Genomic DNA, 25,869 nt, shown 5'->3' with positions numbered 1-25,869 from the left:
TTGATGCGGCGGATCGGTCGTCTAGCCCCGATTGTCGCTGTCGCTTTCTATCTCGCTGTCATCGAAGTCGGGGTCCTCGCCTGGCTCCTTTTCGCCGCTATCGGTCATGGTGATATCCGGCGACTCCTCGGCGGGCTTGTCGTGCTCGGTTCGACTCTTATGGGTTTCGTTCATGGCAACCTCGCTGTATGACGCAATGGGCTCTACCGGATTGGAGCTGCACCAGCCTGACGGCGTTCGCTGCCCCTCTTGCCGGCCGTCAGAACGCCGCAGTCGGCCAGGATAATCTGCTGCACTCTTCCATCTTGCGATTGCAGCCGCACCAGGACTCCACCACACTGCCGGCAATCCCACCTGTGACCGGAGCTGCCCTCATGCCTGCCAATACCCAACCCTCACGCGACAGCATCCTGGCGGATCCGAATGCGCTTAACTGCACGATCTACCGCGCCCATGAAACCGATCCGGACGGCGAAGAGCGGGACATGGGCGATGCCCGCGTCATCATTACAGGCAACTTCGAACCACCGGCGGATTGGGACGCCAAGGCCCGTGCCGACTACTTCGACGGCATGCCGGAAGATGCCTTCTTCACCGCCGTGTTCGCCAGCGAAGCCGGCTCCGACTCCAAAGGCTACTTCACCGTCGAGGCAGATGATTACGCGGCCGTGACCGAGCAGGACGGCACCATCTCGATGTTTTACGTCTGCGAGCGCCTGGATGACGGCACCTACGTCCTGCTGCGAGAGGAAGACGACGAGGAATAAGCGGCGCAAACCGCTCCGGATAAACGTACCAAAGGGGCCACTCGAACCCACTCCCGCTCAACCGGGTCTGTTCTGTATGGGCAGACCCTCGGTCATCCGGCCGATTCCGCCTTCGCTTCATCCTCCGCCGCCACCAAGAGGAATCGCATGAGCCCTCTGCAACGCCATTGGCAATCCCCGGTTTCGCGCATGAAGCTGGTTGCCGGCCTTCTGCTGCTGTTCGCCGCCCTGCTTTATGTCATTGCGACCGCCATGGAGCCGCGCCACCCGGCCTGGGGTTACCTTGCCTCGTTCGCCGAAGCGGCCATGGTCGGCGCCATTGCCGACTGGTTCGCCGTCACCGCGCTGTTCCGCCATCCGCTCGGCCTGCCGATTCCGCACACAGCGATCATCCCGCGCAGCAAGGCGCGCATCGGGCAGAACCTGTCGACTTTCATCACCACGCATTTTCTGTCCACACCGCTGGTGCTGGCGAAACTGGAAGCCTTGGATCTCGGCGGACGTCTGGCCAATTGGCTGCGTCATCCAGACAATGCCCAAGCGGTGGGTCAGCAGCTCACCGGTATGGCGCGGTTCGGCGTCGATTCGCTGCATGACGAGCGCGTGCAAGCCTTCGTCCAGGCCAAACTGATCAAGCGCGCGCGTCAGGTCGATCTGGCCCCGGTGTGCGGACAGGTATTGGAGATGCTCACCCGCCAGAACAAGCACCAGGCGATGCTCGACGAGGCGTTACTCAAGCTCGATGCGCTCCTGCAGGACGACGATACCCGGGCGCTGGTCGCCGATGCGATTACCGCCGAAGTCCGTACCCTGCGCTATCTGGGCCTCGGAAAGGCCGTAGGTGGCTGGTCAGCGAACAAGTTCGTCGACGGCGTCTCGGCGGTGATCACCGAAATCGCGGGCGACCCCGAGCACCCGCTGCGTGAGCGCTTCGATGAGCATGTTGCCGAGTACATTGACCGGCTCAAGCATGACCCGACCTATCGATTGGAGGTCGAGCGCATCGTTGCGCAGTTGCTGGACCATCCCGCCACCACCGAATATATCCAGACGCTCTGGCACGAGCTGACCGACTGGCTGCAGGCCGACCTGGACAGCCCGGATTCGCGCATTGGCAAGCGCATCGTCAAGCTGACTCAGGGCCTCGGCGACTCCCTGGCTGCGGACGCCACCATGCGCAGCTGGATCAATGAGCAGCTTATGACTGCGGCACCGGCGATGCTGGAGCGTTACCGCGGAAAAATCGGCCACTACATCGCGCAGCGGGTGGAAAACTGGGAGAGCCGCGAACTGGTCGAGCAGATGGAACTGAGCGTCGGCAAGGACCTGCAATACATCCGCATCAACGGAACCCTGGTCGGAGGTCTGGTAGGGCTGGTGCTACATGCGTTGACCCAGCTGGCGACGGGCTGACCCCGTCGCCAGCTAGCGAGTTGCCGTGATATCGAACCCTATTCAGATAGGTTTTTGAGTGATTCGCTGCACCAGTCGCGCCTGCAGCTTTTCCAGCTCCGCCGGCTCGGCCTTTCCCGCTGCGTGGATTCCCAGGCCTTCGCCGGCGTAACGCGGCACGATATGCATGTGGATGTGAAAGACCGTCTGACCCGCCGGCGCGCCGTTGAACTGCGCGACCTGCACGCCGTCGGGCTGCAGTTCGTCAACGATTGTCCGGGTCAGCCTCTGCACCACAGCCATCATTTTGCACAACGCGTCGGTGTCCACGTCCAGGATGTTGCACGCCGCGGACCGTTTGGGAATCACCAGCGCGTGTCCGTAGGACTGTGGGAACAGGTCGAGAAAGGCGAGCACATCGTCATCCTCGTAGAGCTTGTAGCAAGGCGCATCGCCTCGGATGATCTGGGCGAAGATGTTTTGCGGGTCGTAGGGTGTGGTGAGAGACACGTGCAACGCTCCTTGGCGAAGGTTTGTTGCACAGACCATAGCGGGAGCGGGAGGTGCTGAACAGCGCAACGGCGGCTCACCCTTTCGCACTACTCCTGCCACTCGCCCTGCTCGCTCAGCAGAACCTCGTCGCGTCCGCGCACTACCTCCAGCAATCCGCTTTGATGAACACGATAGCTGACATTGCCGTCTTGGAATCTGTAGCCCAGAAAGCGACAGGGGGAGCCATCGGCACAGGCCGTATGCCAGGTCCCGCCTGTGAGCACGATAGATTCGCCGCCCTCCTTGCTGCGAGCTACATATCGAACGTCACTGCATGAAACATGACCCTCGCCACATCGAGGCTCGATGTTTATGCGGTACGTCTTGGTCTCCAGATCGGCGGCCAATACGCAACAAGGAATAAACAGGGTCGCTAGTATCGTTTTCATGCCCCTCGACCCGCTTTCAAGTAGAGACGAAGCCCCTCAGCCAACCTCGCCAGTAGCCAAGGAAAAGCGCAGGTGCTGGCCGCAGCGCCGTCTGCTGGGATGCTGCTGTCGAAAGATGATAGCGTCCCGGCAATCAAGAGCATCGTCCTTACCGCTATTCTCATCTTCCCATCGTTTCTAGGAGAGCACCCGATGCACGATCTGGCCACCTTCCCCATCACCCAGAAATGGCCCGCCAGCTACCCGGATCGCTTGCAGCTATACTCGCTGCCCACCCCCAACGGGGTGAAGGTGTCGATCATGCTGGAGGAGACCGGTCTGCCCTACGAGGCGCACCTGGTCAGTTTCGAAAGCAACGACCAGCTCTCGGAAGAATTTCTCTCGCTGAACCCGAACAACAAGATCCCAGCGATCCTCGACCCCAACGGGCCAGACGGCGAGCCGCTGGCGTTGTTCGAGTCCGGCGCGATCCTCCTGTATCTGGCAGACAAGACCGGTCAGTTCATGCCCGAGGATGCGGCGGCTCGCTACGAGGCGATCCAGTGGCTGATGTTCCAGATGGGTGGCATCGGCCCGATGTTCGGCCAGCTGGGCTTCTTCCATAAATTCGCCGGCAAGGACTACGAGGACAAGCGTCCTCTTGAGCGCTACGTCGCCGAAAGCCAACGACTGCTCGGCGTACTGGACAAACGTCTGGAGGGCCGCGAATGGATCATGGGCGGGCGCTACAGCATTGCCGATATAGCCACCTTCCCCTGGGTGCGCAATCTGGTGGGTTTCTACGACGCGCGCGAGCTGGTGGAATTCGAACGGTTCGTCAACGTCCAGCGAGTGCTGGATGCCTTCGTCTCGCGGCCTGCTGTCGCCAAGGGGCTGAACATCCCACCGCGCGGTTGAGAAATTTCAGATCACCTTGGCCGCTCGCCCGATGAACTGGATCGGCCCGGTCGGCTTGCCGGTTGGCGAGCCGGTCGGCTGCTCCAGCGTCAACTCAAACAGCTGATTGGGCTGCAACGGCGGCAGGTCGTCGAGGCGGATTTTCACCGGTTCGCCCGGTTTGACCAAGCCGAGGGAGACCGGCGCCTGCCAGCCTTCGGCCTTCGTCCAGAGTTGCAACGCCTTGTCCGACGGCAGCTCGGTGACGCCCAAGGGAATCAGCTCGATTTCCCGCGACTGATTGCTGGCCTGCACCACCCACCCGGGGGCCAAGTCCTGCGGCGTGGCGAGCACCACCAACCAGGTCGGCGATGGTGCCGGCGGCAGACGCGTCAGCAGCAACACACCCAACACCAGGGTCGCGGCCATGCCGGCGGCAGCGAAGCCGCGCCAGATCGATAGGCTGCTCCACCAAATGTCCTGACGCCCGGACGCCACCGGAGCGATCTGCCGGCTCGACTCGTCCAGGCTGCGCTGGATGCGATTCCACAAGCGTGGCGAAGGCGTTTGCGGCTCGACCAGATCGGTCAGGTGCAACAGTCGCGCCTCCCAGTAATCCACCGCCGTCTGCAGCTCGGGCTCGACCGCCAGACGCCGCTCGATGGCTTCCCGCTCCGAGGCCGAGAGCGTGCCGAGCACGTATTCGCCGGCCACTTCGTTCAGGTTCTCGCCCGATTCGCTGGGGTCGATGTTCATCCGATGCACCCACGAAGGGCAGTCAGGCTGCGACGGATCCAGGCCTTTACCGTGCCCAGCGGCGCACCCAGGCGCTGGGCTATTTCCTGATGGGAATAACCGTCGACGTAGGCATGAAGCAGGCAGTTGCGGCGCACCGGTTCAAGTTGTTCGAGGCAGGCTTCGATTTTGCCGGGGTTGATTCGCCAATCGAATGCGTCGGTTTGCTCCTGCCAGCCATCGATGACGGCGTGTTCCATGTCGCCCTCCTCGTCCGGTGCCATCTGGACGTGGCGGGCATCGTTGCGTACGGCGTTGAGGGCCAGATGGCGAGTCAAGCTGAAGATCCAGCCGCGGGCAGAGCCGCGCGTCTGATCGTAGGTACCAGCCTTGTTCCAAATGCGGATGAACGCGTCATGCACGATGTCCTCGGCTAACGCGAGGTCGCGCACAATACGCTGAACCACGCCGAGCAGACGCGGGCTTTCTTGTTCATAAAGCTGCTGCAATGCTGAGCGTTCGCCTCGCGCGCAGGCGCGCAGAACCGCTTCGTAATCGAACAAGGGGGTTGCGACACGTGATCCGCCACTGTCTGGTTAGAGAAACCCCGGCGCGAGGACAGCCGGGGCGTCAGATGAGCATAGAGGCGATCGGCGCTCTTATCGAGCAGCTTTTCGCTCGCTGCATTCAGCTCACTTGCTGGCCCAGAACAGATAGTCAGCTTGATACTCGACGGTCTGGCGCTCGCCTTCGTTGGTGGCCGCACACGCCTTGTCCGGTGCTACGCCGCCCTTGGTCGCAACCCGCTGGATATAACTGACCTCGGTCATCGCGCCCTTGCCTTCGGCCGGGTTGGCCTTGACCAGCTGATGTGGAATGTTGCCATCGCCGGCCGGTGCGATCGCCAATTGGGTGCCGGTCAGCTTGGAGCCGTCCATGCTTTCCCAGGTCGCCGGCGGGCCGTAATAGGTCCCGACTTGCTTACCGCTGCGGTCGTTGAGCGCCGCTTTCGGGCCCATGAAGACCCAGGCCATCTGCCCGGGCATGTCTTTGTTGGCCTGGCATTCGTAGGTGATCTGGCCGACGCCAACGGTTTCCATTGCCACTTTGTGACCGTCCGGCACGCGCACGGCTTCAGGCACATCCATCTGAGCGACTGCAGAGGCGGAGCAACCGAGGGCTAGTGACAGGCCAGTCAGGCAGAGGATCTTTTTCGCGTCCATTTTCGTGTCTCCGGGTAGTGATCGGATTGGGCGGCAATGGTGCCGCTACCTGTACTACCCGCCAGACAGGCGATTGGATGCAGTGAAATTGCAAAATATCCTGGTCAGCCTTGAGCACGGCCTGTCGGGCCGAAGCCACTCCCCGTTTTCGTCCGAGCGAGGCCACGCGATGCCGTATCTGACCATCTTGGAATTCCGGACATCGACCAGCAACGCTAGACGAGCGCAGCGCAAAGCTCGCGTCGAGCGGCCCGCCACCCGGCATCCTGTCTCACTCATGCGTAGCGGTGCCTGGCGGCTGGCTAATCACCGATTTCTCGGAAACCCCAACGGCGTTCGACCAGTTCATCGATGAAGCGCTACCGGCCTGCCGCGCGCTGGGCTGGCAGGAGCCATCGACGCGTGAATGTTTCGCCACGTACCACGCGGGCATGGTTCAGCGCTGAGTGGACAGAGACGCTGCCTGCAAAAAAGATCGCAAGCGGTTGTCGATTCCCGAGGTCCTGAAACGACCAGTGATCAGAGCCAGCGGATTCGTGCAACGCCGACTAGGCTGTTCTTCCATTCGATGAGGGAGCCAGACGATGCGATTCATGGTGATGATCAAGGCCAACCGCGATACCGAAGCGGGCGTGATGCCCAGTGAGGATATTCTCGCGGCCATGGGCCAATACAACGAAGAATTAGTAAATGCCGGGGTAATGCTCGGCGGTGAAGGCCTGCATCCCAGCAGCCGCGGCGCACGGGTGCGCTTCAACGAGGGGCAACCGTCGGTGGTAGACGGCCCTTTCGTCGAAACCCGCGAGCTGATCGCCGGCTATTGGATATTCCAGACAGCCTCACTACAGGACGCCGTCGACTGGGTGAAGCGCTGCCCATCATCGGCCGTAGGCGATTCGGAAATCGAGATTCGCCAGATATTCGAAGCCGAGGATTTCGGCGCCGAATTCACCCCGGAGCTGCGTGAGCAGGAAGAACGCTTGCGCGCACGGATCACCCAGTAACCGAAACAGGAGACGCCCCATGAAAATCACCCCCTACCTGACATTTGATGGCCAAGCACGCGATGCCTTCACGCTCTATCAGAAAGTGCTGGGCGGCACGCTGGAAATGATTACCTTCGCTCAGGCGCCCGAAGGCGAGCGATTTCCTGCCGAGCACCGTGAGCGAATCATGCACGTCTGCCTGAGTCTCGGCGACTACCAGCTGATGGCATCCGACACCATGCCCGGCGACCCTGCCTGTGGCGGCGGTCCATACGAAGGCATCAAGGGCTGCTCAATCTCGCTGCATCCGAAAAGCGTTGCGGAATGTGAGCGCGTGTTCGCGGGATTGGCAGATGGCGGGCAGGTCGTGATGCCCCTGGAGAAAACCTTCTGGGCTGAGCGTTTCGGCATGTTCGTAGACCGCTTCGGCGTGTCCTGGATGATCAACTGCGAGCAGCAGTGAGCCGGGCGATATTAATTCAACGAGTTGAGCGCGCAATAACGAGCTGACACGTTTAGATCTGCGGCGGAGAACCGATGGGTTTCATCTACGAAAAGCGTGACCCGAACCAACGGTTGGTGCGCGCTTCCGCATAGGCGCAGTCCATCGTCTCTCCGCCCACGGCCGCTTTCCATGCTTGTGCAATCAGCCGAGACCGCGAACGGCAAGCCATGCAGGGCGGCCAGGCATTGACGCCGGACAACATCTACCAATCCTACCAGCGCGCCATCCAAGCCAGATGAGCAACCCATGCCGTAGCGCCGCCGAAGGCAGACGGTTGCGCACGGTCAATCATTCCTCCAAGGTCAGCGAATCAAGCAAGGCGCGCATGTCCTGCCAGTGCGAGCCCTCCCAGAAGATCCTGCCGCAGCGATCACAACCCATGAACCGCTCATGGCGTTCCAGCACTCGGGGCGGTACGCGCGCACGTGCCACCTGCTCGCCTATTTGGCGCAGTGGCGCGTTGCAGGTCATGCACAGGCTGAAGGGGCGCGCATGGGCGGCCAGTTCCAGCCGCTCATACAACTCACGCAGCTGGTCCGCTGGCTTCAGCGAATAGACGTAGCAGCCGTGCGTCACCACCCGGTGCATAAGCAACGCACGGTCACGAGTCAGCAGTACCCTGCACTCTCGGTTAGCCAGTTCTGTCATGGCCGCATCTTCGTAATGGTTGTCGAAGAGCGTATCGAAGCCGGCCATGCGCAGCAGCCGGGCGAGACCACCCAGATGAGCGTCAGCGACGAAGCGCGGCGGGCCGGGCGGCAAAGGCTGCAAGTCGGCCAGCGTGCTGACGTCCAGCTGTTCGAACTTCGGATACACAGCGATCCGGTCTCCGTCCTTGATCAGCCACTCAAGCCCAACCGGGCTGCCATTGACCAGTACCAGCGCTACCTCGGTATGCGGCACGCCAAGGGCTTCGATCATATGCTTGGTCGTCGCGGCCTGCGCGCACGACCAGCTGAACGCCTGTCCACGGCGCTCGGCTGGAAGGAAGGTGTTGAGCCTGGCATAGAAGCGGAAGGTGGCTGTCGTCATGCATGTTCAGCAACGCCAACCGCGATTATCTCCACAACTGAACGCGCGGTGCGTCGCGCCTCCGAAAAAGGCTGCGGTCAGATCAGCTTATAGCCAATGGTCGCCAACATCACCGCCATGCAGGGCCGCAAGACGGCATCCGGTACCCTGCCGGACAGGTTGCTGCCCAGGTAGATGCCCGGTAAAGAACCCACCAACAGATAGGCCAGGATGGTCCAGTCCATGTTGCCCATGCCAGCGTGGCCGAGGCCGGCAACCAGCGTCAGCGGCACGGCGTGGGCGATTTCCGTTCCCACCAGACGGTGGGTAGTGAGCAAAGGGTATAGGAAGAACAAGGCCACGGTGCCCAACGCGCCGGCACCGATGGAGGTCAGCGTCACCATCGCACCGAGAATCAGGCCGACTACAACGGTCAACGCATTCAAGCCCCGAGGTGACAAGCGCGGCGTCGGTCCGGACAGGCGAGATGCGAATGCAAGCAGACGTTTCTTGAACAGCACCGCCAATGCGGTAAGCACCAGGACGATGCCCAGCGATTGCTTGATGACCGCGTTGAGCGCGTCCTGATCGCCATGCAGTCCCTTCAGCACCCAGAGCATCAGGGCAGCGGCCGGCAGGCTGCCCAGTGAGAGCCAGCCGGTGATGCGCCAGTTGATGTTGCGATTCTTCTGATGGACCCAGACACCGCCCGCCTTGGTGATTGCCGCGTAGAGCAGATCGGTGCCGACCGCCGCAGCCGGGTTGACGCCGAACCACAGCAGGATCGGCGTCATCAACGATCCGCCACCAACGCCCGTCATGCCGACGATGAAGCCGACCACCAGGCCGGCGATCACAAAGCCAAGAACACCAAACTCCATCATTCAATCCCAAAGTGGGCCTGTCGGGCCGTGTCGATGGCGGCCAGCATAAGGGCATTGTTTAGCTATTCTTAATATAAGTTTGTGCTTTATTAGTATCTAAAATGAATAAGCAAGCAGGCCGCGACGGCTTTCTGCGCGTGTGAACTTATCCGCCGCGATCTGACTCGCCATACTGACGTCACGAAAACAAGGAGCCAGCGCGTGGACCTGCTATTTCTCGGCACCTCATCCGGCACCCCGACCCGGGCTCGCAACGTCAGCGGCCTGGGTTTGCTCGAAGACAGCGGCAAGGGCTGGTACTTGATCGACTGCGGCGAAGCCACCCAGCACCAGTTGCTGCGTACACCGCTGACGCTGCATGGCCTGCGAGCGATCTTCATCACGCACGTTCACGGTGACCATTGCTACGGATTGCCCGGCCTGCTCGCCAGTGCCGGCATGGCGGGTCGTCAGGAACCGCTGGATATCATCGCTCCGGCAGCGATTGAAGGGTGGGTCCGCGCGACGCTCGAGATGAGTCAAAGCTGGTTGCCCTACGAACTGAATTTTTACCCCACCGAATCCCTCAAGGGATGGCACAGCCGGCTGCTGAGCGTCGAAGCCACTCCCCTTTCCCACCGAGTCCCAAGCTGGGCTTATACGTTCACCGAAACCCGCCCCGACCCACGCTTGAATGTCGACAAACTCGACCATGACGGTATTCCCCGTGGCCCTCTCTGGGGCGAGCTGATGCGCGGCCATGATGTCGAACATGAAGGCCGCTCCCTGTGCAGCAAGGACTATCTGCTGTTTACCCGTTCACCGCAGCGCATTGTCATCGGCGGCGATAACGATCGCCCCGAGCTGCTCCGCGACGCCTGCCAGAATGCGCAACTATTGGTACACGAAGCGACTTACACCCAAGCCATCGCTGACGCTGGCAAGGCCGATTTCGGTCACAGCACCGCCGCCCAGGTCGCCGCGTTCGCGGAATCGATTCAGGTACCTAGTCTGGTGCTGATGCACTTCAGCGCCCGCTATCAGAGCGTCCCGAACCGAGGTCAGTCGATTGAGGATATTCGAACAGAGGCGGGCCGACACTACAGCGGACAGCTCATACTGGCCGAGGACCTGTTGCGGCTCAGGTTGAGCAAGACGGGACAGGTGAAACGAGTGGAACGCCATCTGCGAAACGAGATGGAGGCCTCTGAGGCCGACCAGCGAGGCGGGTGATCGGGGCTACGGGTGATAAGACGGGCTCCACCGATCGGAATAAACCACCAAGCACAACGAGAGACACGAGGCGCTTGTACAAGCGCCTCGTCGTTTCGGCTTGCCTGCCCGCACCGTCGTTGAGTGCCTGTCGTTCATAGCGATTGCTCGGTTGCGGTGAAGCCCGATGCTCGGGAAAAACAGGCGGATAAACGCCCCGCTCTCCTATTTCTTGGATGGCTGCTAGCCCTGCGCCAACGCCGAATGGAGCATCGCTCTACTCGCCTCGAGCACGTTGCGCTGCGTATCTTCGGTTACCAACATACGTGCCACTACCAACGCCCCGACGCACTGTGCAATCAGCGCCCAGGCTAGATCCCCGTCGCCGAGCGCCTGAGCCCAGGCATGCTGCAGCGCGCAAAGCCAATGCTCGGCTTCCTCCCGCACCTGGATATCGGCACGAGCAATCTCAGCGCCCAGCGCAGGAATCGCACAGCCGGCTTCGGGGTTATGCAGATGAGCCAAACTCAGGTAGCTGTCGAGGCAGCATTCCAGCCGATCCGCAGTCAAACTGCCGTCCTGCGCCAGAATCGGGCTCTGCGACAGCTCGCGCCGGACGACCTCGGTGAACAGATCGTTCTTGGAGGGAAAGTGGCTGTAGAACGCGCCACCCGTTAGGCCAATGGCTTTCATCAGCCCATCGACACCAGTGGTCGCAAAGCCGCCACGCTTGGCGATAGCGCCACTGCTTTCAACCAGACGCTGGCGGGTTTCTTCTTTGTGGCCGGCGGAGTAACGCATGCAGCACCACCTCATGACGCTCGCTTGACGAAGCGCGAAGCGTAACATAACGTTCGTTTACCTAACGAACGTTTAGCAAGAGAGCAAGCTCATGCATAACAACAATCGCGTGGTCCTGGTGATCGGCGCCGGGGACTCCACTGGCGGTGCTATTGCGCGGCGTTTCGCGCGGGAGGGCTTCATTGCCTGCGTTACTCGACGCAGCGCGGACAAGCTGCAGCCACTGGTCGACGGCATCATCGCTGACGGCGGCCGCGCCCACGGTTTCGCCTCTGACGCGCGCAAGGAAGAGGATGTCGCGCAACTCATCGAGACCATCGAACGCGACATCGGCCCGATCGAAGCCTTCGTTTTCAACATTGGCGCCAACGTACCCTGCAGCATCCTCGAGGAAACCCCGCGCAAGTACTTCAAGATCTGGGAGATGGCCTGCTTCGCCGGTTTCCTGACCGGCCAGGCGGTGGCCAAACGCATGGTCGCTCGCGGCCGCGGTACGATTCTGTTTACCGGTGCTACTGCTGGACTGCGTGGATCGGCTGGCTTCGCCGCGTTCGCCGGCGCCAAGCATGGCATTCGCGCGTTGGCACAGAGCATGGCGCGTGAACTGGGCCCTCTGAATATCCATGTCGCTCATGTCGTGGTCGATGGAGCCATCGATACGGACTTCATCCGCGACAGCTTCCCCGAGCGCTACGCCCTGAAGGACCAGGACGGCATCCTCAACCCGGAGCATATCGCCGATAACTACTGGCATCTGCACCGCCAGCCACGTGACGCCTGGACCTTCGAACTTGACCTGCGCCCCTGGACCGAACGCTGGTAAACCACTCAGATGGAGACGCTGTATGAGCAAGACCGTGGAGTTCTTTTTTGACGTGGGCAGCCCGGCCAGTTACCTCGGCTGGACTCAGCTGTCAGGCCTGTGCGAGCGCAACGGCGCTGCGTTGCTGTACCGGCCCATGCTGCTGGGCAGCGTGTTCCAGGCCACCGGTAATGCCTCGCCGGTCAGCGTGCCGGCTAAGGGGCGCTACATGCTCCGAGACCTGCAGGGTTATGCCAGGCGCTATGGCGTACCGTTCACTTTCAACCCGCATTTCCCGATCAATACGCTCGGTCTGATGCGCGGCGCCGTCGGCTATCAGCTGCAGCAGCCGGAAAGCTTTCCACGCTACCTGACAGCGATCTATCGCGCGCTCTGGGCCGAACAACGCAATCTGGGCGATGAGGCTGTGCTTGCCGCCACGCTGGAAGCGGCAGGGCTCGACACTCGGCAGTACCGCACGATGATCGCCGAGGACGAAGTCAAGGCCGCGCTCAAAGCAAACACTGAAGAAGCCGTGCGCCGGGGCATATTTGGCGCACCGACGTTCTTTATTGGCGACGAGATGTTCTTTGGACAGGACCGGTTGGAATTCGTCGACGAGGCGCTAAAGGGCGCCTGATACCCGTCCGTCGCACACAAAGAGCGGCTGCTCCCGCCAGGTGAATTCAACGTGCAGAGCAGCCGGCTCGTGTGAAGGGTCATCGTGCCCTGGCACCGGGAGCTATCGAAAGCCGCCCGGCTTCCCAAAAGCCTGCAAAACCGAAGTGGGTCTACGCTTGCCGAACGATGCGGACAGTCCGAGTGGCCTGGCTGTCTGCATTGCTAGAAGCCTTTACCCAGCCCTATTTTCTGGAGAGCCAAGATGAGCAGCAAAAACACGATTTGCCTCTGGTACGACGGCACCGCGTTGGAGGCAGCGACTTTCTACGCCGAGACGTTTCCCGACAGCGCCGTGGGCGCTGTCCTTCATGCGCCGGGCGATTATCCGGCGGGCAATCAGGGAGACATCTTGACCGTCGAGTTCACAGTGATGGGTATACCTTGTCTTGGGCTGAACGGAGGACCGGCGTTCAAACACAACGAAGCGTTCTCGTTCCAGGTCGCGACCGACGACCAGGCCGAAACGGACCGCCTATGGAACGCCATCGTCGAAAATGGTGGCCAGGAAAGTGCTTGCGGCTGGTGCAAGGACAAGTGGGGGCTGTCGTGGCAGATAACACCCCGCGCCCTGACGGCCGCCATAACCAATCCTGACCGAGCGCTAGCCAAGCGTGCGTTCGACGCAATGATGAAAATGACGAAGATAGACATCGCAGCGATCGAAGCGGCTGTGAAACGTTAACCCGCACCGCTTCGGACTGAGCGCCCTGATATACGGAAGCAAGCCATCCACTCTAAGCCGTGGAGTCATTCGATAACGCAATGCTCTGAAGCCTTCGCAAACATGCGGCCAGGCCGTCCGGCAGCTCGGGTTCGCCGCTCAAAACGCCCTTTGGCACGCTGAAGAACAAGGTACCGGAGCGTTTGCGACGTACGCGAGCATTATTCAGAAAACACCTGATAGGGGATACTCGACAGCCAGGCGTATCTGATCAGCATCCAGCTCCGCTTGTGCGCCATTGCTGCGATGCACGTTGTGCCGCAGAGAGATGGTAGTGCCCTTGGCGGTGCCATCCTGAACCACGTAGCGTGCTTCCAGATCGCGCTCCCAGTGCTTGCCGCCTTCGCCATAACCGAGATAGGCATAGCCCCCAGTTAGGTCGACGTGACTGCCATCTATCTGGCTGCCCCGCACGTAGGCCGCGCTGAGCACCAAGCCGGGCAGGCCGAATTCGGCCATCGCAAGATCATAGCGCGCTTGCCAGGATTGCTCGTTGGGCGCATTGAAGTCAGACATATGCACGGCATTGGTGATGAAGATCGCGCCACGGGTTACGTAGTCGAACGGAGTGTCGCCGTCGACTTTCTGATAACCCAGGCTGAGGCTATGCGGGCCGTCGGTGTAGGTGGACATCAGGCTCCAGGTCGTGTTGTCGATGTCGCCTGACAGTGACTTGCCTGTGTCAGTGGTACGGTACAGGTTCAGGTTCAGCGCCACCGAGCGGTTATCATCGATCGCCTTGACCAGGGTTCCCCCAGGTAATGACGGTTCCAGGTGTCCTCGTAACGTGACGTATAGAAACTTGCGCTGAGGTTCTTGTCCGGCGTGAATATCATCCCCGCAAAGTCGAGCGCGTCGCCTTTCTCCGCATTCGAATAGTTGACGACGAATCCCTGGTCATGACTGCTGGCGTTGCGGTCGGTGCTTTCGGTGAAGTGCCCACCAACGAATCGCAGCGTTTCGAACTCGCTACTGTTGATGAAAATTCCGGTGGCCGTTTCCGGCAGTAAGCGGCTGTCAGACGAGCTGAAAACGGGCGTCTTCACGCGCTGCTCGCCGTACGATAGAACGGTCGATGACAGGCGTAGCTTTACCGCAGCACCGGCGCGGCTGAACTCATCCTTGGGATATCCATCATTATCCACACCGAGCAGTCGTGCCTTGCCCGCACGACCGCCACCGCTGTCCAGCTGTGCGCCGAAGTAGGCATGGGCATCCATACCCACGCCGATTGTGCCCTGAGTAAAGCCTGACTGCAGGGTAGCCATCAGCCCGTAGGCCCATTCTTCTGCATAGCCGTTGCGCTCGGCGCGAGGCTTGTAGGCGTTGCGCGCACCGCTGTTGCTGCCGTCGTTGCGGTATTCGCGGTTGTCATAGACGGTGCGGTTGAGCAGGTTCCAGGTACTGTCTTCGATGAACCCGTTGGATTTCGATTGTGCCGAGTCGGCCATGGCTAACGGGCTCACTAAAAGAGCGAGACTCAAGGAACGAAGTGGCAGTGAGGTCATTTCAGGCTCTTTTCACGCTTGGGTAGGACTGCAGCGGAGCTGGGTGTCCGCGTGCTCGACTGTGCTGATGCTCTGGCTCAAGGAACCCAGTCGAACGCGCTGATCCGATACGGCGTCGATCAATGCTTCGTCGTGGCTCACAAGAAGTACGGCGGTGTCGTTTTCTCTGGCCGCCTCGACCAGCAACTCGATCATTTCCTTTTGGGCAATGAGATCGAGGCGCGAACTGGGCTCATCGGCAAAAATGAACACTGGCTTGAGCAACAGCACGCGCAGCAAGGAGAAGCGTTGCAGTTCGCCGCCAGAGACATTGCCGGGCAAGCGGTTCAAGAGCGAAGGCTCCAGGCGCAGCCGTTGCAGTAGCACGTCGATGCGACTCGAGTCGAGGCGATGCAGGCGAACCAGATCGGCGAGGTTGCGAGCAAGGGTGACCGACGGCGGAAATGCGGAGACAGGGTCCTGGTAGAGCTTCTGGAACGCCACTCGGGGAGCCCCCGACTGAGTCGTCACCGTGCCTTCACGGGCGCTGATCAGACCCAGGATGACATCACCCAGGGTGGATTTTCCGCAGCCGGATGGACCGGTGACACCCACGATTTCACCACGGCGTACGTTGAAGGAGAGCGCTTCAAACAAGGCGTGTCCGCCACGCTCCACCGCCAGGTTGCTAACCTGAACCACAACCTCGTTCTCGAAGGTTGGACGGCTACATGGCGCCCAGCTTTTGGGATCGGCATCCAACAGTTGCCGCGTGTATTCATGGGCTGGCCTGCTGAGCACCTGTTCGGCGCTGCCGCTCTCGATGACCTTGCCCTTGTGCATGATCATCACATCGCCCCCCAGCCGGCGAGCGACCTCGATGTCATGTGTGATGATCAGCAGCGCGCCGCCATTGGCGAGCCCGGCTTGCAGCAGGCCGACGACTTCGCCGATTCGTGCGCTATCCAGACCTTTGGTTGGCTCGTCGGCGATCATTACCTTTGCGCCGCCGGCGTGTGTCGCGGCGAACGCGAGGCGCTGGGCCATGCCGCCCGATAGCTCGAATGGAAACTTCGCCTCTGCGTGTTCCAAGCCCATCTGGGCCATGTCCTTGCGGGCCAGGCGTTGCGACTCGTCCGTGCCTTTACCGCGTACGTACCGGTAGGTTTCCGAGACTTGTCCCAAGGCACGCATGGTTGGATCGAGGCTTAGCCAGGGCTCCTGCGGCAACACAGCGATGTCACGACCCCATAGCGTTCGGCGCTCGCTGGCGTGGCCTTCTTCGCTGAAGCCACTGCCAAACTCGACCTGCCCGCGGGCATGCAAGCCCGGGGGCAGATTACCTACGACGCCCTGTGCGAACAGACTTTTGCCCGATCCGGTCTCGCCGATGATGGTCAGCACCTGTCCCGGGTACAGCTCGATGGATAATGGCTGCACAAGCTGAGCGGTGGCGGTGCGGATCTCCAGCGCCTCGGTTTTCAACAGTGATTTCACGGCTTGCGCCCCCCGGCAATCAGCATGAGCGACAGAACGATGAGAAAGATCACCAGGATGGGCAGCGCGATGATGAACGGCGCTTCGGCAAAGTAAGGCAGCAGTTCAGTGATCATCAGTCCCAACTCGGCAGTCGGTGGGCGCACGCCGACGCTGACGAAACCCAGTGCCGCGATGGCCATGATGGCCGAGGCGGCTCCGAATGCAGCGATGGTCATCAGGACTGAAGCCAGCTCTGGCCATAGATGCCGCCGAATGATGTAGAGCGGCCCGAAACCCAGCAGGCGAGAAGCAGCCACCGCCGGCGATGCCAATACGGTGCGCGACAGAGCCCGCGTCATGCGGAAATACTCGATCCACAGCACCAGCGCGACCGCGCCATACAGGGCCAGGAACGAACCGGGATAGATCGCCACGATCAGCAGAACCAGCAGCAGGCCCGGCAGCGCCATGAACAGTTCAACAAGCAGGCCGAGGCCCTTGTCCGTGATGCCACCTTTCCACGCGGCAAGGATGCCCAGCATCACGCCGGGCACGGCCGCGGTAACCACGCTGACCAGTGCCAGGCCCAATGACAGGCGGATAGCCGCAGCCAGGCGTGCAAGCATGTCGCGACCGAGATGGTCGGTGCCTAGGGGGTGAGCACTTTCCGGGCCCGACAGGATCGCTGAGTAGTCCTGCTTGGCCATATCCAGGCTCCAGAGCAGCGGTACGCTCACGGCGAAGATCACCAGCATCACCAGGATGGCAACACCGATCAGGCGCGACATTGCGCGCGGTTGAGGAGCCGCGTCGGCGATAGCGATTTCCAGATTCATGCATCCCTCCTGCGCGGGTCTATCAAGTGGTTGGCCAAGTCGACGCAGGTATTGAGCACCACGAACATCAATCCCATCGCCAGCGCCGCGCCCTGGACCATGGGTACGTCGCGCTGAACGATGGCGTGCACGAGACCATGGCCGATGCCTGGCCAGGCGAACAGCGTTTCCACGACCACCACGCCCTCGATCAGGTACACCAGCTGTACACCCAGGTAGGTCACGACCGGTACGCCGATATTGCGAAGACCGTGACGCATGAAAACCTGGCTCGAACCGAGCCCCTTGAGGCGTCCGAAGGCGTAGTAAGCGGACGATGCGATAGCCACCGTAGCGTCTCGGGCAACACGCGAGGAGACCGCGGCAAGTCCGAGCGCCAGCGTGAGGGTGGGCAAAACCGTGTGGGCAAAGCTTCCGTGGCCTGCCGATGGCAAGAGCGCCAGCGACACCGCAAAGATCAGCACCAGAATCACGCCCAGAACGAAGTGCGGTATCGCACGTGTCGCGGTGCTCAGCAGTAAAAGCCCGCGATCCAACAAACCGCCTGGACGCAGCCCGGCGATGATCCCCAACGGCGGACCGATGAAGAACGACAGGAGCACCGCACCGACGGCCAGGCGCACCGAGCTTCCCAGTTCGTGGGCAACCATTTCGGTAACCGGCTTTCCGGTCACCAGCGAGTTGCCAAGATCCAGCGTCAGCAGGTCACCGATCCACGCCACGAAGCGCCACAGCACTGGCTGGTCCAGATTGAGTTCAGCGCGTACCGCTTCGGCTGCAGCACTGTTGACCATGTCGTAGCCGTAACGGCCCGCGGCGATCCGATAAGCCGCATCACCCGGTAGCAATGTCATCAGCAGGAAGGTCAGAGCACCGACCAGCACCGCAACCATGACCGCCTGCAGCAAGCGAAAGCCCAGCAATCGAATCATTCGGCCCACCGCATCGTGCTGAGGCCGAAGGTGCGCTCGAAGGGATCGATCGCCGCGTTTTCGACCGAGTTGGATACAGCGATGGACTGGCGATACCAGGCGATGGGGATCAACGGCAGATCGTTCTGGATCAGCGCGACGATCTGGTTGCGCAAACGCTGCTGTTCAGCCGGGTCATTGCTTGCCAGCAGGGCGCTCATGGTTTGCTCGAATTGCGGATTGCTCCAACCGAGCGGCCCCCATTCAGCGCCGCCGTCGCTGAAGTCAGCAAGCAGGGTGACCAGTGGGTCTGGTACCAACGCGTAGTTGCGGCCATACAGGGCCAGCTGCAAGGTGCCATCGTTGTGTGCCGCTGGGATCGCGCTGGCGTTCGCCACCGATACCTCAACGTCCACGCCCACTTCGCGAAGCTGGGCCTGCAGAGCCGTCGCAATTAGCGGAAGCTCCGGGCGATCGGAATAGGTGAGCAATTTGAGGCTCAGACGTTCGCCATCCTTCTGCAGGATGCCATCGGCACCCGATGTCCAGCCCTGCCCCTTGAGAAGCGCTCGCGCAGCCTCGGGATCGTAGGCGAGAGCGGGAAGGCTCTCGTCATGCCAGGCCGGTACGCTGTCGGCAAACATCTGCGTGGCACCGGTGCCCGGAGCTCGCAATACGGCGGCCGCGATGCCTTCACGCTGGATGGCAAGGCTGATGGCTTTGCGCACCTCGACCGGTGCGGTGGCGCCGCTGCCGGCATTCGCAGCCAGTACCACCACTCGCGGTACCGGCCCCATCAGTACCTGTACATCCTTGAAGCGCTTGAGACGGGCGATGCTGGGCGGATCGAGTTGGAAGACGAGTTCGGCGCCATTACTTTCGGCCATGAGCGAACGCGTTTCCCCTCGGCCGGCGGCCAGATAGGTCGCCTTCTCGATGCTGGGTTTCTCTCCCCAGTAATCCTCGAAGCGATCTGCGGCCAGTCGTTGTGGCGGCTCAAGCAGCGTCAGCTGGTAGGGCCCGGTGGCAATGATCTTCTGGACTTTGCCGTCCGCGTCGTAGGCCGCGGCGGCCAGAATGTTCGTCGAGGAGTGAGCCAGGACTGCCGTCAGAGGCTTGAAGGGCTCAGCCAGACGGATGACCACGTCATTGCCTTCTGCGGTAATCGCATTGATTTCGGCACTGCGCAGCATACCGGGCTTGGTGTTCGCCACGTTGAGCGAATGCGCCGCGACTTCGGCGGTGAGATCGGTGCCGTCATGGAATTTGACACCCTGGCGGATCGTCAGCCGCCATTCCTTTCCATCATCCGAGACGCTCCACTTCTCCGCGAGTGCAGGCAGGGGCTGTCCTTTCGCATCGGCCTCCAGCAGCGTTTCGGTTATCTGCATCCTTTGAAATACGAACCCTGAAATCGCCGGATCCAGGCCGCCAATCTCGAAGGGGGCCACAACGTCGAATACCTTTTCATCGGCCGAGACGGGGCTGCCGCCAACCGTCAACCAAGTGGCGATCGCCGCCGCGAGCAGCGGAAGACGGTGTCTATTTCTGAAATGCATGACGTTCCTTATGAATGTACGCCGGAGGGCTGACCAAGCGTGATGCCGTAGCTGAGTGGTGTCTGCTTCTGTTTGCGCCGGGTCATCCCGAAGCGTTTTTTTGAAGCAGATAATTCTTGCGAGGCTTAGAAAGCGCAGAATAGCAGTTCACGTAATAGTATAACGTCTACATTCTGTACGTTATTTCAGGGCGAGCGGCTGCCGGAGCACCGCGGGGGACATTATTGAAAGCCGGAGGATACGGAGACGTATGGCACTGGCTGGCATCCGCCGGTACTTAGCACTGTTGAAGGCAACGCCGGTAGCGCCAGTTTGATCATCTGGGGGCCGTTGGCGTTAGTTAATGAATGCACCCAAGGCACTTGACTGCCAAAGCATGCAACGCCCAGCGTTGGGTCGAGCCGCCCTCCGATAGAGCGTTAGCCCCGCCCCCTGCGCAACACCCTCGCCCCCTCCGCCACCAGCACCACGATTGCCAGCCAGATCGCACCGTAGGTCAGCCACTGATCCGGCGCGATGCTTTCGCCGAGCAATAGCGCCACCAGGACCAGCAGGACCGGTTCGACGTAGCTGAGCAGGCCGAACACGGCCAGGTTCAGGCGCTTGCCGGCGATGATCATCAATGCCAGTGCCAAAGCGCTGAGTGCACCCAGCCCGACGATCAGCAGGAGCAGACGTGGACTCGCGACGAGCTGCTTCAGGGTGTCGGGATCGGCCAGGGCGAAGGTGGCGGCTACCGGCAGACTGATGGCGAGGTCAATCCACAGGCCACCCAGGTTGGCGGTGCCGATCCAGCGGCGCAGGGCGAAGTAGCAGGGATAGCCGAGCGCGACTGCCAGCACTGGCCAGGATGGTGACGAGACCAGCAACAGTTCGTTGCCGACGCCTACCGCCGCGAAAAGACAGGCCAGCCGTTGCAGCCGGCTGATCGCCTCGCCAAAGAGCAGACGGCCGGTCAGTACCAGGGTCAGCGGCAGCAGGAAATAGCCGAGGGAGACATCCAGGCCATAGCCGTTGATTGGCGCCCACATGAATAGCCAGAGCTGCAGGCTGACCAGCACCGAGGACAGCGGCAGTGCCAGCCAAAGCCGCGGTTCGGCCGGCACCCGCACGAGGACCTGGCGGACCTCACTCCAGCGGCCCAGGCCGAGCAGCAGCAAGGCCAGACACGGCGCGGTAAACAGAATGCGCCATCCGTATATCTGCTGGCCGGTCAACGGTTCGAGAAGCGTGGTGTAGTAATACAGCGTGGCGAACAGCACCGATGCTCCAAGCGAACTGGCCACTCCCGGCAGACTGTTCCGGCCTTCCATATAACGTCCTGGGGTTCTGAGGTTTCGGTGACGCGGACATCGTGACGCCATACTCGACCGTCAGGGCTCGACCTGATTCCACTGCTTGTTCAGACGCTTGTCCGACACCGCCATCTTCGTCCCAAGCTGCTGGGCCCACAGCGATACGCGATATTCCTCCAGCATCCAGCGGTACGACATCAGCTCCGGGTCGCGCTTGCCTTCCTGCAAATGTTTCTTCAGCCGCCGCTGGTACTGCTCCCAGTAACCACCTAACTCGCCGGACCAGACGCGATCACGCTGCAGTTGCGCGCCGATCTTTTCAAATCGCTGCTCGATCGCCTTGAGGTAGCGAGGATATTCCTTCAGCCACTCGGCCGGGGTTTCGCGAACGAAGCCGGGATATACGAGACTGCCAAGCTGCGCCTTGATGTCGTTCAACGCAACCGCCTGGGCCAGATCGATCTTGCCCTTGAAGCGCTTCTGCAGACCGTGCCAGAGCTTGAGAATCTCCAATACCAGGCGCGCCAGGCGCTCGGCATGCGGCGTCCAGTCGCTGCGTTTGCGTTCCGCTAGCGCAGCCAATGCGGCGCCATCGCGGGGTAGTTGGGCTTCACCGTCAAGCACGCAACTGTCGAGGCTGGCCAGCAGAATATCCTCGACCAACGCGTCAATCTTGCCCATGTCCCGGTACAGCAACGCCATCTCGGTCAGACCCGGCAGCTTGTTGCGCAGATACTTGGCCGGCTCGGCCAGCTGCTGCAGCAGCAGCCGCTGTAGCGCCCGACGGTGCTGATAGTTGGCTTCGGCCTGGGTCGGGAAGCGTCCCTCCTTGACCACGCCATTCTCTTCTACCAGTGCCGGGTAGACGGTCATCGAGAGCCCGGCCATCTTCGCCTGGGCCTTTTCCGCGACCTCGGCGAACGCCTTGGCCTCTACCGGCTTCTGTTCGGCTTTCTGCTGCGGCGGCGCCAGTGCGGCCTGGCTGGCCTCGTTGAAGCGCGCCGTGAGTTCGACGAGATCGCGGCCTTCGCCAAGGAATTTTCCGCGTGCGTCGACCACCTCGATGTTCATCTTCAGGTGGTTTTCCAACCCCACCGCCGCTTCCGCCCAGGCTTCGTCCGAAACGCGCGCGCCGGTCATGCGCAGCAGCTCGCGGCCCAGCGCCTCGGGCAGCGACCCATCACCAAAGGTGATCTTGGATAGCGCCGCCTTGACGAAGTCCGGCACCGGCACGAAGTTCTTGCGGATCGCCTTGGGCAGGTTGCGAACCAGCGCCACCGCCTTGGCTTCGATCAAGCCCGGCACCAACCAGTCGAGCCGTTCGCTTCGCAGCTGCGGTAGCAGAGGCGCAGGCACGCGCAAGGTCACGCCATCTCGCGGATGATTGGGTTCGAAATGGTATTCCAGCGGCAGTTGCAGCTCGCCGATGCGCAGATGGTCGGGATACTGAGCTGCGGTGACTTCGCTGGCGTCTCGGGCCAGCACATCTTCGTCGCGCATCATCAGCAACTGCGGATCTTTCGCGCTCTCGCGCTTGTACCAATTTTCGAAGCTGGCGGTCTGGTAGATGTCCTGCGGCAACCGTGCGTCGTAGTAGGCGAACAGCGTGTCTTCGTCGGCAATGATGTCGCGCCGACGAGCCTTGGCTTCCAGCTCGTCGAACAGTTCCAGCAACTCGCGGTTGGCGGTCAGCGCCTTGGCGCGGCTGTGCATCTCACCGCGCACCAAGCCCTCACGGATGAACAGCGCACGCGCTGCCGACGGGTCGATGGCACCAAAATGCACCGGCCGGCGGGCGACGATGATCATGCCGTACAGGGTGACCTGTTCGAATGCCACCACCTGGCCGCGCTTCTTCTCCCAGTGCGGCTCGAAGTGGTTGGTCTTGGTCAGGTGTTTGGCCAGTGGCTCGATCCAATCGGGCTCGATCTTCGCTACCATGCGCGCGAACAGTTTGGTGGTCTCGACCAGTTCCGCGGCCATGATCCAGTTGGGTTTCTTGCGCCCGATGACGCTGGACGGATGCACCCAGAAGCGCCGTTGCCGGGCGCCGAGAAAATCCCCCTCTTCGGTCTTGTGCCCGACCTGGCTGAGCAGCCCGGACAAGATCGCCTTGTGCACTGCGGCATAACTCTTGGCGCGCTGCGCGGCCTCGCTGGCCTCGGCTTGCTGCGCCAACTTGACGTTAACCTTTTTGTCAGTGGTGAGGGCAGGTTTGGAATCCGGCGCCGTGGGCTCTTCGTAGGAGCGAGCTTGCTCGCGAACTTTGGCACCCGCCGCCTGTTCGCGGGCAAGGGCTGGGACGCTCCCCCCGCTCCTGCGGAGCTCGGCATTTGCCTTACGCTCGCCACCCAGCTTCAGCTCCCGCACGATCAGCGTCAGCTGCCGGTGGGCATCCCGCCACTCGCGCAACCGTAGATAGTTGAGAAAATTCTTCCGACACCAGGTGCGCAACGCATTGGAGCCCAGCGCCTGGCGCTGCTCCTCGAAGCCGCGCCAGAGGTTGATCAGCGCGGCGAAATCCGAGTCCGGATCCTTCCACTGCGCATGCGCCTGATCGGCCTGTTGTTGGCGATCGGCTGGGCGCTCACGCACATCCTGCACGGAAAGCGCACTGGCAACGATCAGCACCTCGGCGATGCTGCCCAGCTGCGCTGCTTCAAGCAGCATGCGTCCGAGCCGTGGGTCGATCGGCAGACGCGCCAGCTGCCGGCCCAAAGGCGTCAGCTGGTTCTCGCGGTTGACCGCCGAGAGCTCCTGCAACAGGTTGAAACCGTCGCTGATGGCCTTGCCGTCCGGCGGCTCGATAAAGGGGAAATCTTCGATCTGGCCGAGGCGCAGATGCAGCATCTGCAGGATCACCGCCGCGAGATTGGTACGAAGAATTTCCGGATCAGTGAACTCCGGTCGAGAGAGAAAATCCTCCTCGCTGTAGAGCCGAATGCAGATACCCGGCTCGACCCGCCCGCAACGGCCCTTGCGCTGGTTGGCGCTGGCCTGGGATACGGCCTCGATCGGCAGCCGCTGGACCTTGGCGCGGTAGCTGTAACGGCTGATGCGCGCGGTACCCGAATCGATCACGTAGCGGATGCCGGGCACGGTCAGCGAGGTCTCCGCGACGTTGGTCGCCAGCACAATCTTGCGTCCGGCCGCGGGCCGGAAGATCTTCTGCTGCTCGGCTGGGGTCAGCCGCGCATACAGCGGCAGCACCTCGGTGAAGCGCAGGTTCGCCTTGCGCAGCACCTCAGCTGCGTCGCGGATTTCCCGTTCGCCAGGCAAGAACACCAGCACATCGCCGGGGCGTTTGCCGATGATCTTTTCATGGGCGTCGATTTCCTCCAGCGCGGCGAGGATGCCCTGGTCGACGGTGAGGTCATCCTCGACACGGTTGCCGTCTTCGTCGACTTCTGCTGAAAGAGGTCGATACCAGGTTTCGACCGGATAGGTACGCCCCGACACTTCGACGATGGGCGCACCGTTGAAGTGTTCGGAGAAGCGCGCGAGGTCGATGGTCGCCGAGGTGATGATCACCTTCAGATCCGGGCGGCGCGGCAACAGGGTCTTGAGGTACCCGAGCAGGAAATCGATGTTGAGGCTGCGTTCGTGCGCCTCGTCGACGATGATGGTGTCGTACTTTTCCAGAAAGCGATCATGCTGCGTCTCGGCCAACAGAATGCCGTCGGTCATCAGCTTGATCAGCGAGCTTTCCTTGCTCTGATCCTCGAAGCGCACCTGATAACCCACCAGCTCACCCAGTGGCGTGCCGATCTCCTCGGCAACGCGGGTCGCGACACTGCGCGCGGCCAACCGACGCGGCTGGGTATGGCCGATCAGCCCATGCACGCCGCGGCCCATTTCCAGGCAGATCTTCGGTAGCTGAGTGGTCTTGCCCGAGCCGGTTTCGCCGGCAATCACCAGCACCTGATGCTTTCCCAGCGCGGCTTTGATCTCCTCGCGCTTGGCGGCGATCGGCAGCTGGTCGTCGTAACGCATCGTCGGCACGCTCTGTCGGCGTGCCTCGACCTTGCCCACCGAGGCCTGGAAGCGCTCGAGCCACTGCCCGAGGCGCTCGTCGTCGAGCGACGCATCGCCGGCCTTCTTGCGCAGGTCATGCAACTGACGGCGCAAACGATGACGGTCGGCGAACATCGCCTGGTCGAGATTCTTCAACAGGGTATCGATAGCGGGCGTTGCGTCGGTCATGGACAGCCGTAGACGATTTCGTAAGGACGGCGATTGTCGCAGATTTGGCATGGATGTGGTGGCTCCCCAGGAACCACGCGGACTCCAGCAATCATGGGCCTTCACGAAGCTACACTCAGTCACAACCCAGTCACAAGCCGGTCACAAGTTCGGGTCGTTTTGGCCCCCCCTTGGCACTTCAGGAAGCAAGGCGTTTATCAGCTGAGGGTCCGACCCAAGGGCTCCGTTGTGGCATCCTGCACAGTCTCTCTCCGCACCACTGACCGATCTACCGCAATGACAACCAGCAAGCAGCTCCAGGCGGCTCTCAGAACCTTCCATCTCGACAATCCTGACTCTACGTGGCCTGAAATACGCGATCACCTTCGGTCTATCGCAGAGGACCTGTTGGCGACTCCGACAGAGTGGGAACTGCTGGACGTAATGTGCATGAACTACTCGGACCTCAATGATGACTTGGGGTACATCGCATCGACTGCCGCTCTGACCGTTCCTCAGGCAAAAGGCGTGTCCATGGCAAGGCAGATTATGCTGGCAGCTGAGCGAAGGCTGGGAGGTGACCCAAGGCAGCTGGTAAGGCTTA

At 61.5% G+C, this 25,869-nt stretch carries 24 protein-coding genes and 2 pseudogenes; 10 read left to right on the top strand and 16 right to left on the bottom strand.

All coding sequences use genetic code 11. The annotated features are described in order from the left end of the window. Positions 1-21: 21 nt before the first annotated feature. Positions 22-174, bottom strand: coding sequence for a hypothetical protein (locus DQ405_RS17345; RefSeq protein ID WP_168425333.1), 153 nt, complete (start codon positions 172-174; stop codon positions 22-24). Between the two features lie 200 nt (positions 175-374). Between DQ405_RS17345 and DQ405_RS17340 the strand changes: the two genes are divergently transcribed. Together DQ405_RS17340 and DQ405_RS17335 are read left to right on the top strand one after the other, a co-directional pair. Continuing rightward, positions 375-767, top strand: coding sequence for a hypothetical protein (locus tag DQ405_RS17340; protein WP_168425332.1), 393 nt, complete (start codon positions 375-377; stop codon positions 765-767). Positions 768-914: 147 nt separating this feature from the next. Then, positions 915-2,180, top strand: a complete 1,266-nt coding sequence (locus DQ405_RS17335; RefSeq protein ID WP_168425331.1) for a DUF445 domain-containing protein — start codon at positions 915-917, stop codon at positions 2,178-2,180. 42 nt (positions 2,181-2,222) lie between these two features. On the opposite strand, the gene DQ405_RS17330 is transcribed toward DQ405_RS17335, so the two are convergent. Beyond that, complete coding sequence (locus DQ405_RS17330; RefSeq protein ID WP_168425330.1) at positions 2,223-2,669, bottom strand: HIT domain-containing protein; 447 nt, start codon at positions 2,667-2,669, stop codon at positions 2,223-2,225. Positions 2,670-2,758: 89 nt separating this feature from the next. Continuing rightward, positions 2,759-3,100, bottom strand: coding sequence for a hypothetical protein (locus tag DQ405_RS17325; RefSeq protein WP_168425329.1), 342 nt, complete (start codon positions 3,098-3,100; stop codon positions 2,759-2,761). Positions 3,101-3,292: 192 nt separating this feature from the next. On the opposite strand from DQ405_RS17325, the gene DQ405_RS17320 reads away from it, so the two are divergent. Then, positions 3,293-3,997 (top strand): glutathione S-transferase N-terminal domain-containing protein, encoded by a 705-nt coding sequence (locus tag DQ405_RS17320; protein ID WP_168425328.1) that lies wholly within the window; start codon positions 3,293-3,295, stop codon positions 3,995-3,997. 6 nt (positions 3,998-4,003) lie between these two features. On the opposite strand, the gene DQ405_RS17315 is transcribed toward DQ405_RS17320, so the two are convergent. The 3 genes from DQ405_RS17315 to DQ405_RS17305 all read right to left on the bottom strand — a co-directional run bounded on the left by DQ405_RS17315 (position 4,004) and on the right by DQ405_RS17305 (position 5,934). Beyond that, positions 4,004-4,732 carry an anti-sigma factor gene (locus DQ405_RS17315; protein ID WP_168425327.1) on the bottom strand — a complete coding sequence of 243 codons (729 nt, stop codon included), beginning with the start codon at positions 4,730-4,732 and terminating at the stop codon, positions 4,004-4,006. Then, complete coding sequence (locus DQ405_RS17310; protein ID WP_168425326.1) at positions 4,729-5,274, bottom strand: sigma-70 family RNA polymerase sigma factor; 546 nt, start codon at positions 5,272-5,274, stop codon at positions 4,729-4,731. Before DQ405_RS17310 ends, DQ405_RS17315 begins: the two co-directional genes overlap by 4 nt. 129 nt (positions 5,275-5,403) lie before the next feature. Then, entirely contained in the window at positions 5,404-5,934 is a 531-nt protein-coding gene (locus DQ405_RS17305) for a DUF3455 domain-containing protein (RefSeq protein WP_168425325.1), read from the bottom strand. A 584-nt stretch (positions 5,935-6,518) separates the two neighbouring features. Here DQ405_RS17305 and DQ405_RS17300 point away from each other — a divergent pair. Together DQ405_RS17300 and DQ405_RS17295 are read left to right on the top strand one after the other, a co-directional pair. Then, on the top strand, positions 6,519-6,938 hold the full coding sequence (locus DQ405_RS17300) for a YciI family protein (RefSeq protein WP_168425324.1): 420 nt from the start codon (positions 6,519-6,521) through the stop codon (positions 6,936-6,938). Between the two features lie 19 nt (positions 6,939-6,957). Beyond that, the gene (locus DQ405_RS17295; RefSeq protein WP_168425323.1) at positions 6,958-7,383 is read left to right on the top strand and encodes a VOC family protein; all 426 of its coding nucleotides are present in this window, start codon (positions 6,958-6,960) and stop codon (positions 7,381-7,383) included. A gap of 330 nt (positions 7,384-7,713) precedes the next feature. On the opposite strand, the gene DQ405_RS17290 is transcribed toward DQ405_RS17295, so the two are convergent. Both DQ405_RS17290 and DQ405_RS17285 read right to left on the bottom strand, forming a co-directional pair. Continuing rightward, positions 7,714-8,457: a Mut7-C RNAse domain-containing protein gene (locus tag DQ405_RS17290; protein ID WP_168425322.1), complete on the bottom strand. Its 744-nt coding sequence runs from the start codon at positions 8,455-8,457 to the stop codon at positions 7,714-7,716. A 77-nt stretch (positions 8,458-8,534) separates the two neighbouring features. Then, on the bottom strand, positions 8,535-9,317 hold the full coding sequence (locus DQ405_RS17285) for a sulfite exporter TauE/SafE family protein (RefSeq protein ID WP_168425321.1): 783 nt from the start codon (positions 9,315-9,317) through the stop codon (positions 8,535-8,537). Between the two features lie 204 nt (positions 9,318-9,521). Here DQ405_RS17285 and DQ405_RS17280 point away from each other — a divergent pair, with 204 nt between their 5' ends. Beyond that, entirely contained in the window at positions 9,522-10,532 is a 1,011-nt protein-coding gene (locus DQ405_RS17280) for an MBL fold metallo-hydrolase (protein WP_168425319.1), read from the top strand. A gap of 222 nt (positions 10,533-10,754) precedes the next feature. Here DQ405_RS17280 and DQ405_RS17275 read toward each other — a convergent pair whose 3' ends face one another. Then, positions 10,755-11,312: a TetR/AcrR family transcriptional regulator gene (locus tag DQ405_RS17275; RefSeq protein WP_168425316.1), complete on the bottom strand. Its 558-nt coding sequence runs from the start codon at positions 11,310-11,312 to the stop codon at positions 10,755-10,757. Positions 11,313-11,403: 91 nt separating this feature from the next. On the opposite strand from DQ405_RS17275, the gene DQ405_RS17270 reads away from it, so the two are divergent. The 3 genes from DQ405_RS17270 to DQ405_RS17260 all read left to right on the top strand — a co-directional run bounded on the left by DQ405_RS17270 (position 11,404) and on the right by DQ405_RS17260 (position 13,477). Further along, positions 11,404-12,135, top strand: coding sequence for an SDR family oxidoreductase (locus tag DQ405_RS17270; RefSeq protein ID WP_168425314.1), 732 nt, complete (start codon positions 11,404-11,406; stop codon positions 12,133-12,135). 22 nt (positions 12,136-12,157) lie between these two features. Continuing rightward, positions 12,158-12,754 (top strand): 2-hydroxychromene-2-carboxylate isomerase, encoded by a 597-nt coding sequence (locus DQ405_RS17265; RefSeq protein ID WP_168425313.1) that lies wholly within the window; start codon positions 12,158-12,160, stop codon positions 12,752-12,754. A gap of 243 nt (positions 12,755-12,997) precedes the next feature. Next, the gene (locus DQ405_RS17260; protein ID WP_168425311.1) at positions 12,998-13,477 is read left to right on the top strand and encodes a VOC family protein; all 480 of its coding nucleotides are present in this window, start codon (positions 12,998-13,000) and stop codon (positions 13,475-13,477) included. Positions 13,478-13,681: 204 nt separating this feature from the next. Here the strand turns inward: DQ405_RS17260 and DQ405_RS17255 are convergent. The 7 genes and pseudogenes from DQ405_RS17255 to hrpA form a co-directional block, all read right to left on the bottom strand. Beyond that, positions 13,682-15,024, bottom strand: a pseudogene (locus DQ405_RS17255) (OprD family porin). 12 nt (positions 15,025-15,036) lie between these two features. Next, entirely contained in the window at positions 15,037-16,500 is a 1,464-nt protein-coding gene (locus DQ405_RS17250) for an ATP-binding cassette domain-containing protein (protein ID WP_168425309.1), read from the bottom strand. Beyond that, positions 16,497-17,318: an ABC transporter permease gene (locus tag DQ405_RS17245; protein WP_168425307.1), complete on the bottom strand. Its 822-nt coding sequence runs from the start codon at positions 17,316-17,318 to the stop codon at positions 16,497-16,499. The genes DQ405_RS17250 and DQ405_RS17245 overlap by 4 nt, the downstream gene beginning before the upstream one ends. Then, complete coding sequence (locus DQ405_RS17240) at positions 17,315-18,250, bottom strand: ABC transporter permease (protein ID WP_168425305.1); 936 nt, start codon at positions 18,248-18,250, stop codon at positions 17,315-17,317. The genes DQ405_RS17245 and DQ405_RS17240 overlap by 4 nt, the downstream gene beginning before the upstream one ends. Beyond that, positions 18,247-19,788: an ABC transporter substrate-binding protein gene (locus DQ405_RS17235; protein ID WP_168425303.1), complete on the bottom strand. Its 1,542-nt coding sequence runs from the start codon at positions 19,786-19,788 to the stop codon at positions 18,247-18,249. Before DQ405_RS17235 ends, DQ405_RS17240 begins: the two co-directional genes overlap by 4 nt. A 419-nt stretch (positions 19,789-20,207) precedes the next feature. Further along, entirely contained in the window at positions 20,208-21,101 is an 894-nt protein-coding gene (rarD, locus tag DQ405_RS17230) for an EamA family transporter RarD (protein ID WP_168425301.1), read from the bottom strand. Positions 21,102-21,161: 60 nt separating this feature from the next. Then, positions 21,162-25,286, bottom strand: a complete 4,125-nt coding sequence (hrpA, locus tag DQ405_RS17225) for an ATP-dependent RNA helicase HrpA (protein ID WP_168425389.1) — start codon at positions 25,284-25,286, stop codon at positions 21,162-21,164. Positions 25,287-25,562: 276 nt separating this feature from the next. Between hrpA and DQ405_RS27185 the strand changes: the two are divergent. Next, positions 25,563-25,869 (top strand): annotated as a pseudogene (locus tag DQ405_RS27185) (tyrosine-type recombinase/integrase); the annotation flags it as partial.

The organism is Pseudomonas sp. SST3 (assembly GCF_003325755.1).
The sequence above is the reverse complement of the archived record's forward strand: the minus strand, read 5'-3'. Positions and strand labels throughout refer to the sequence as shown.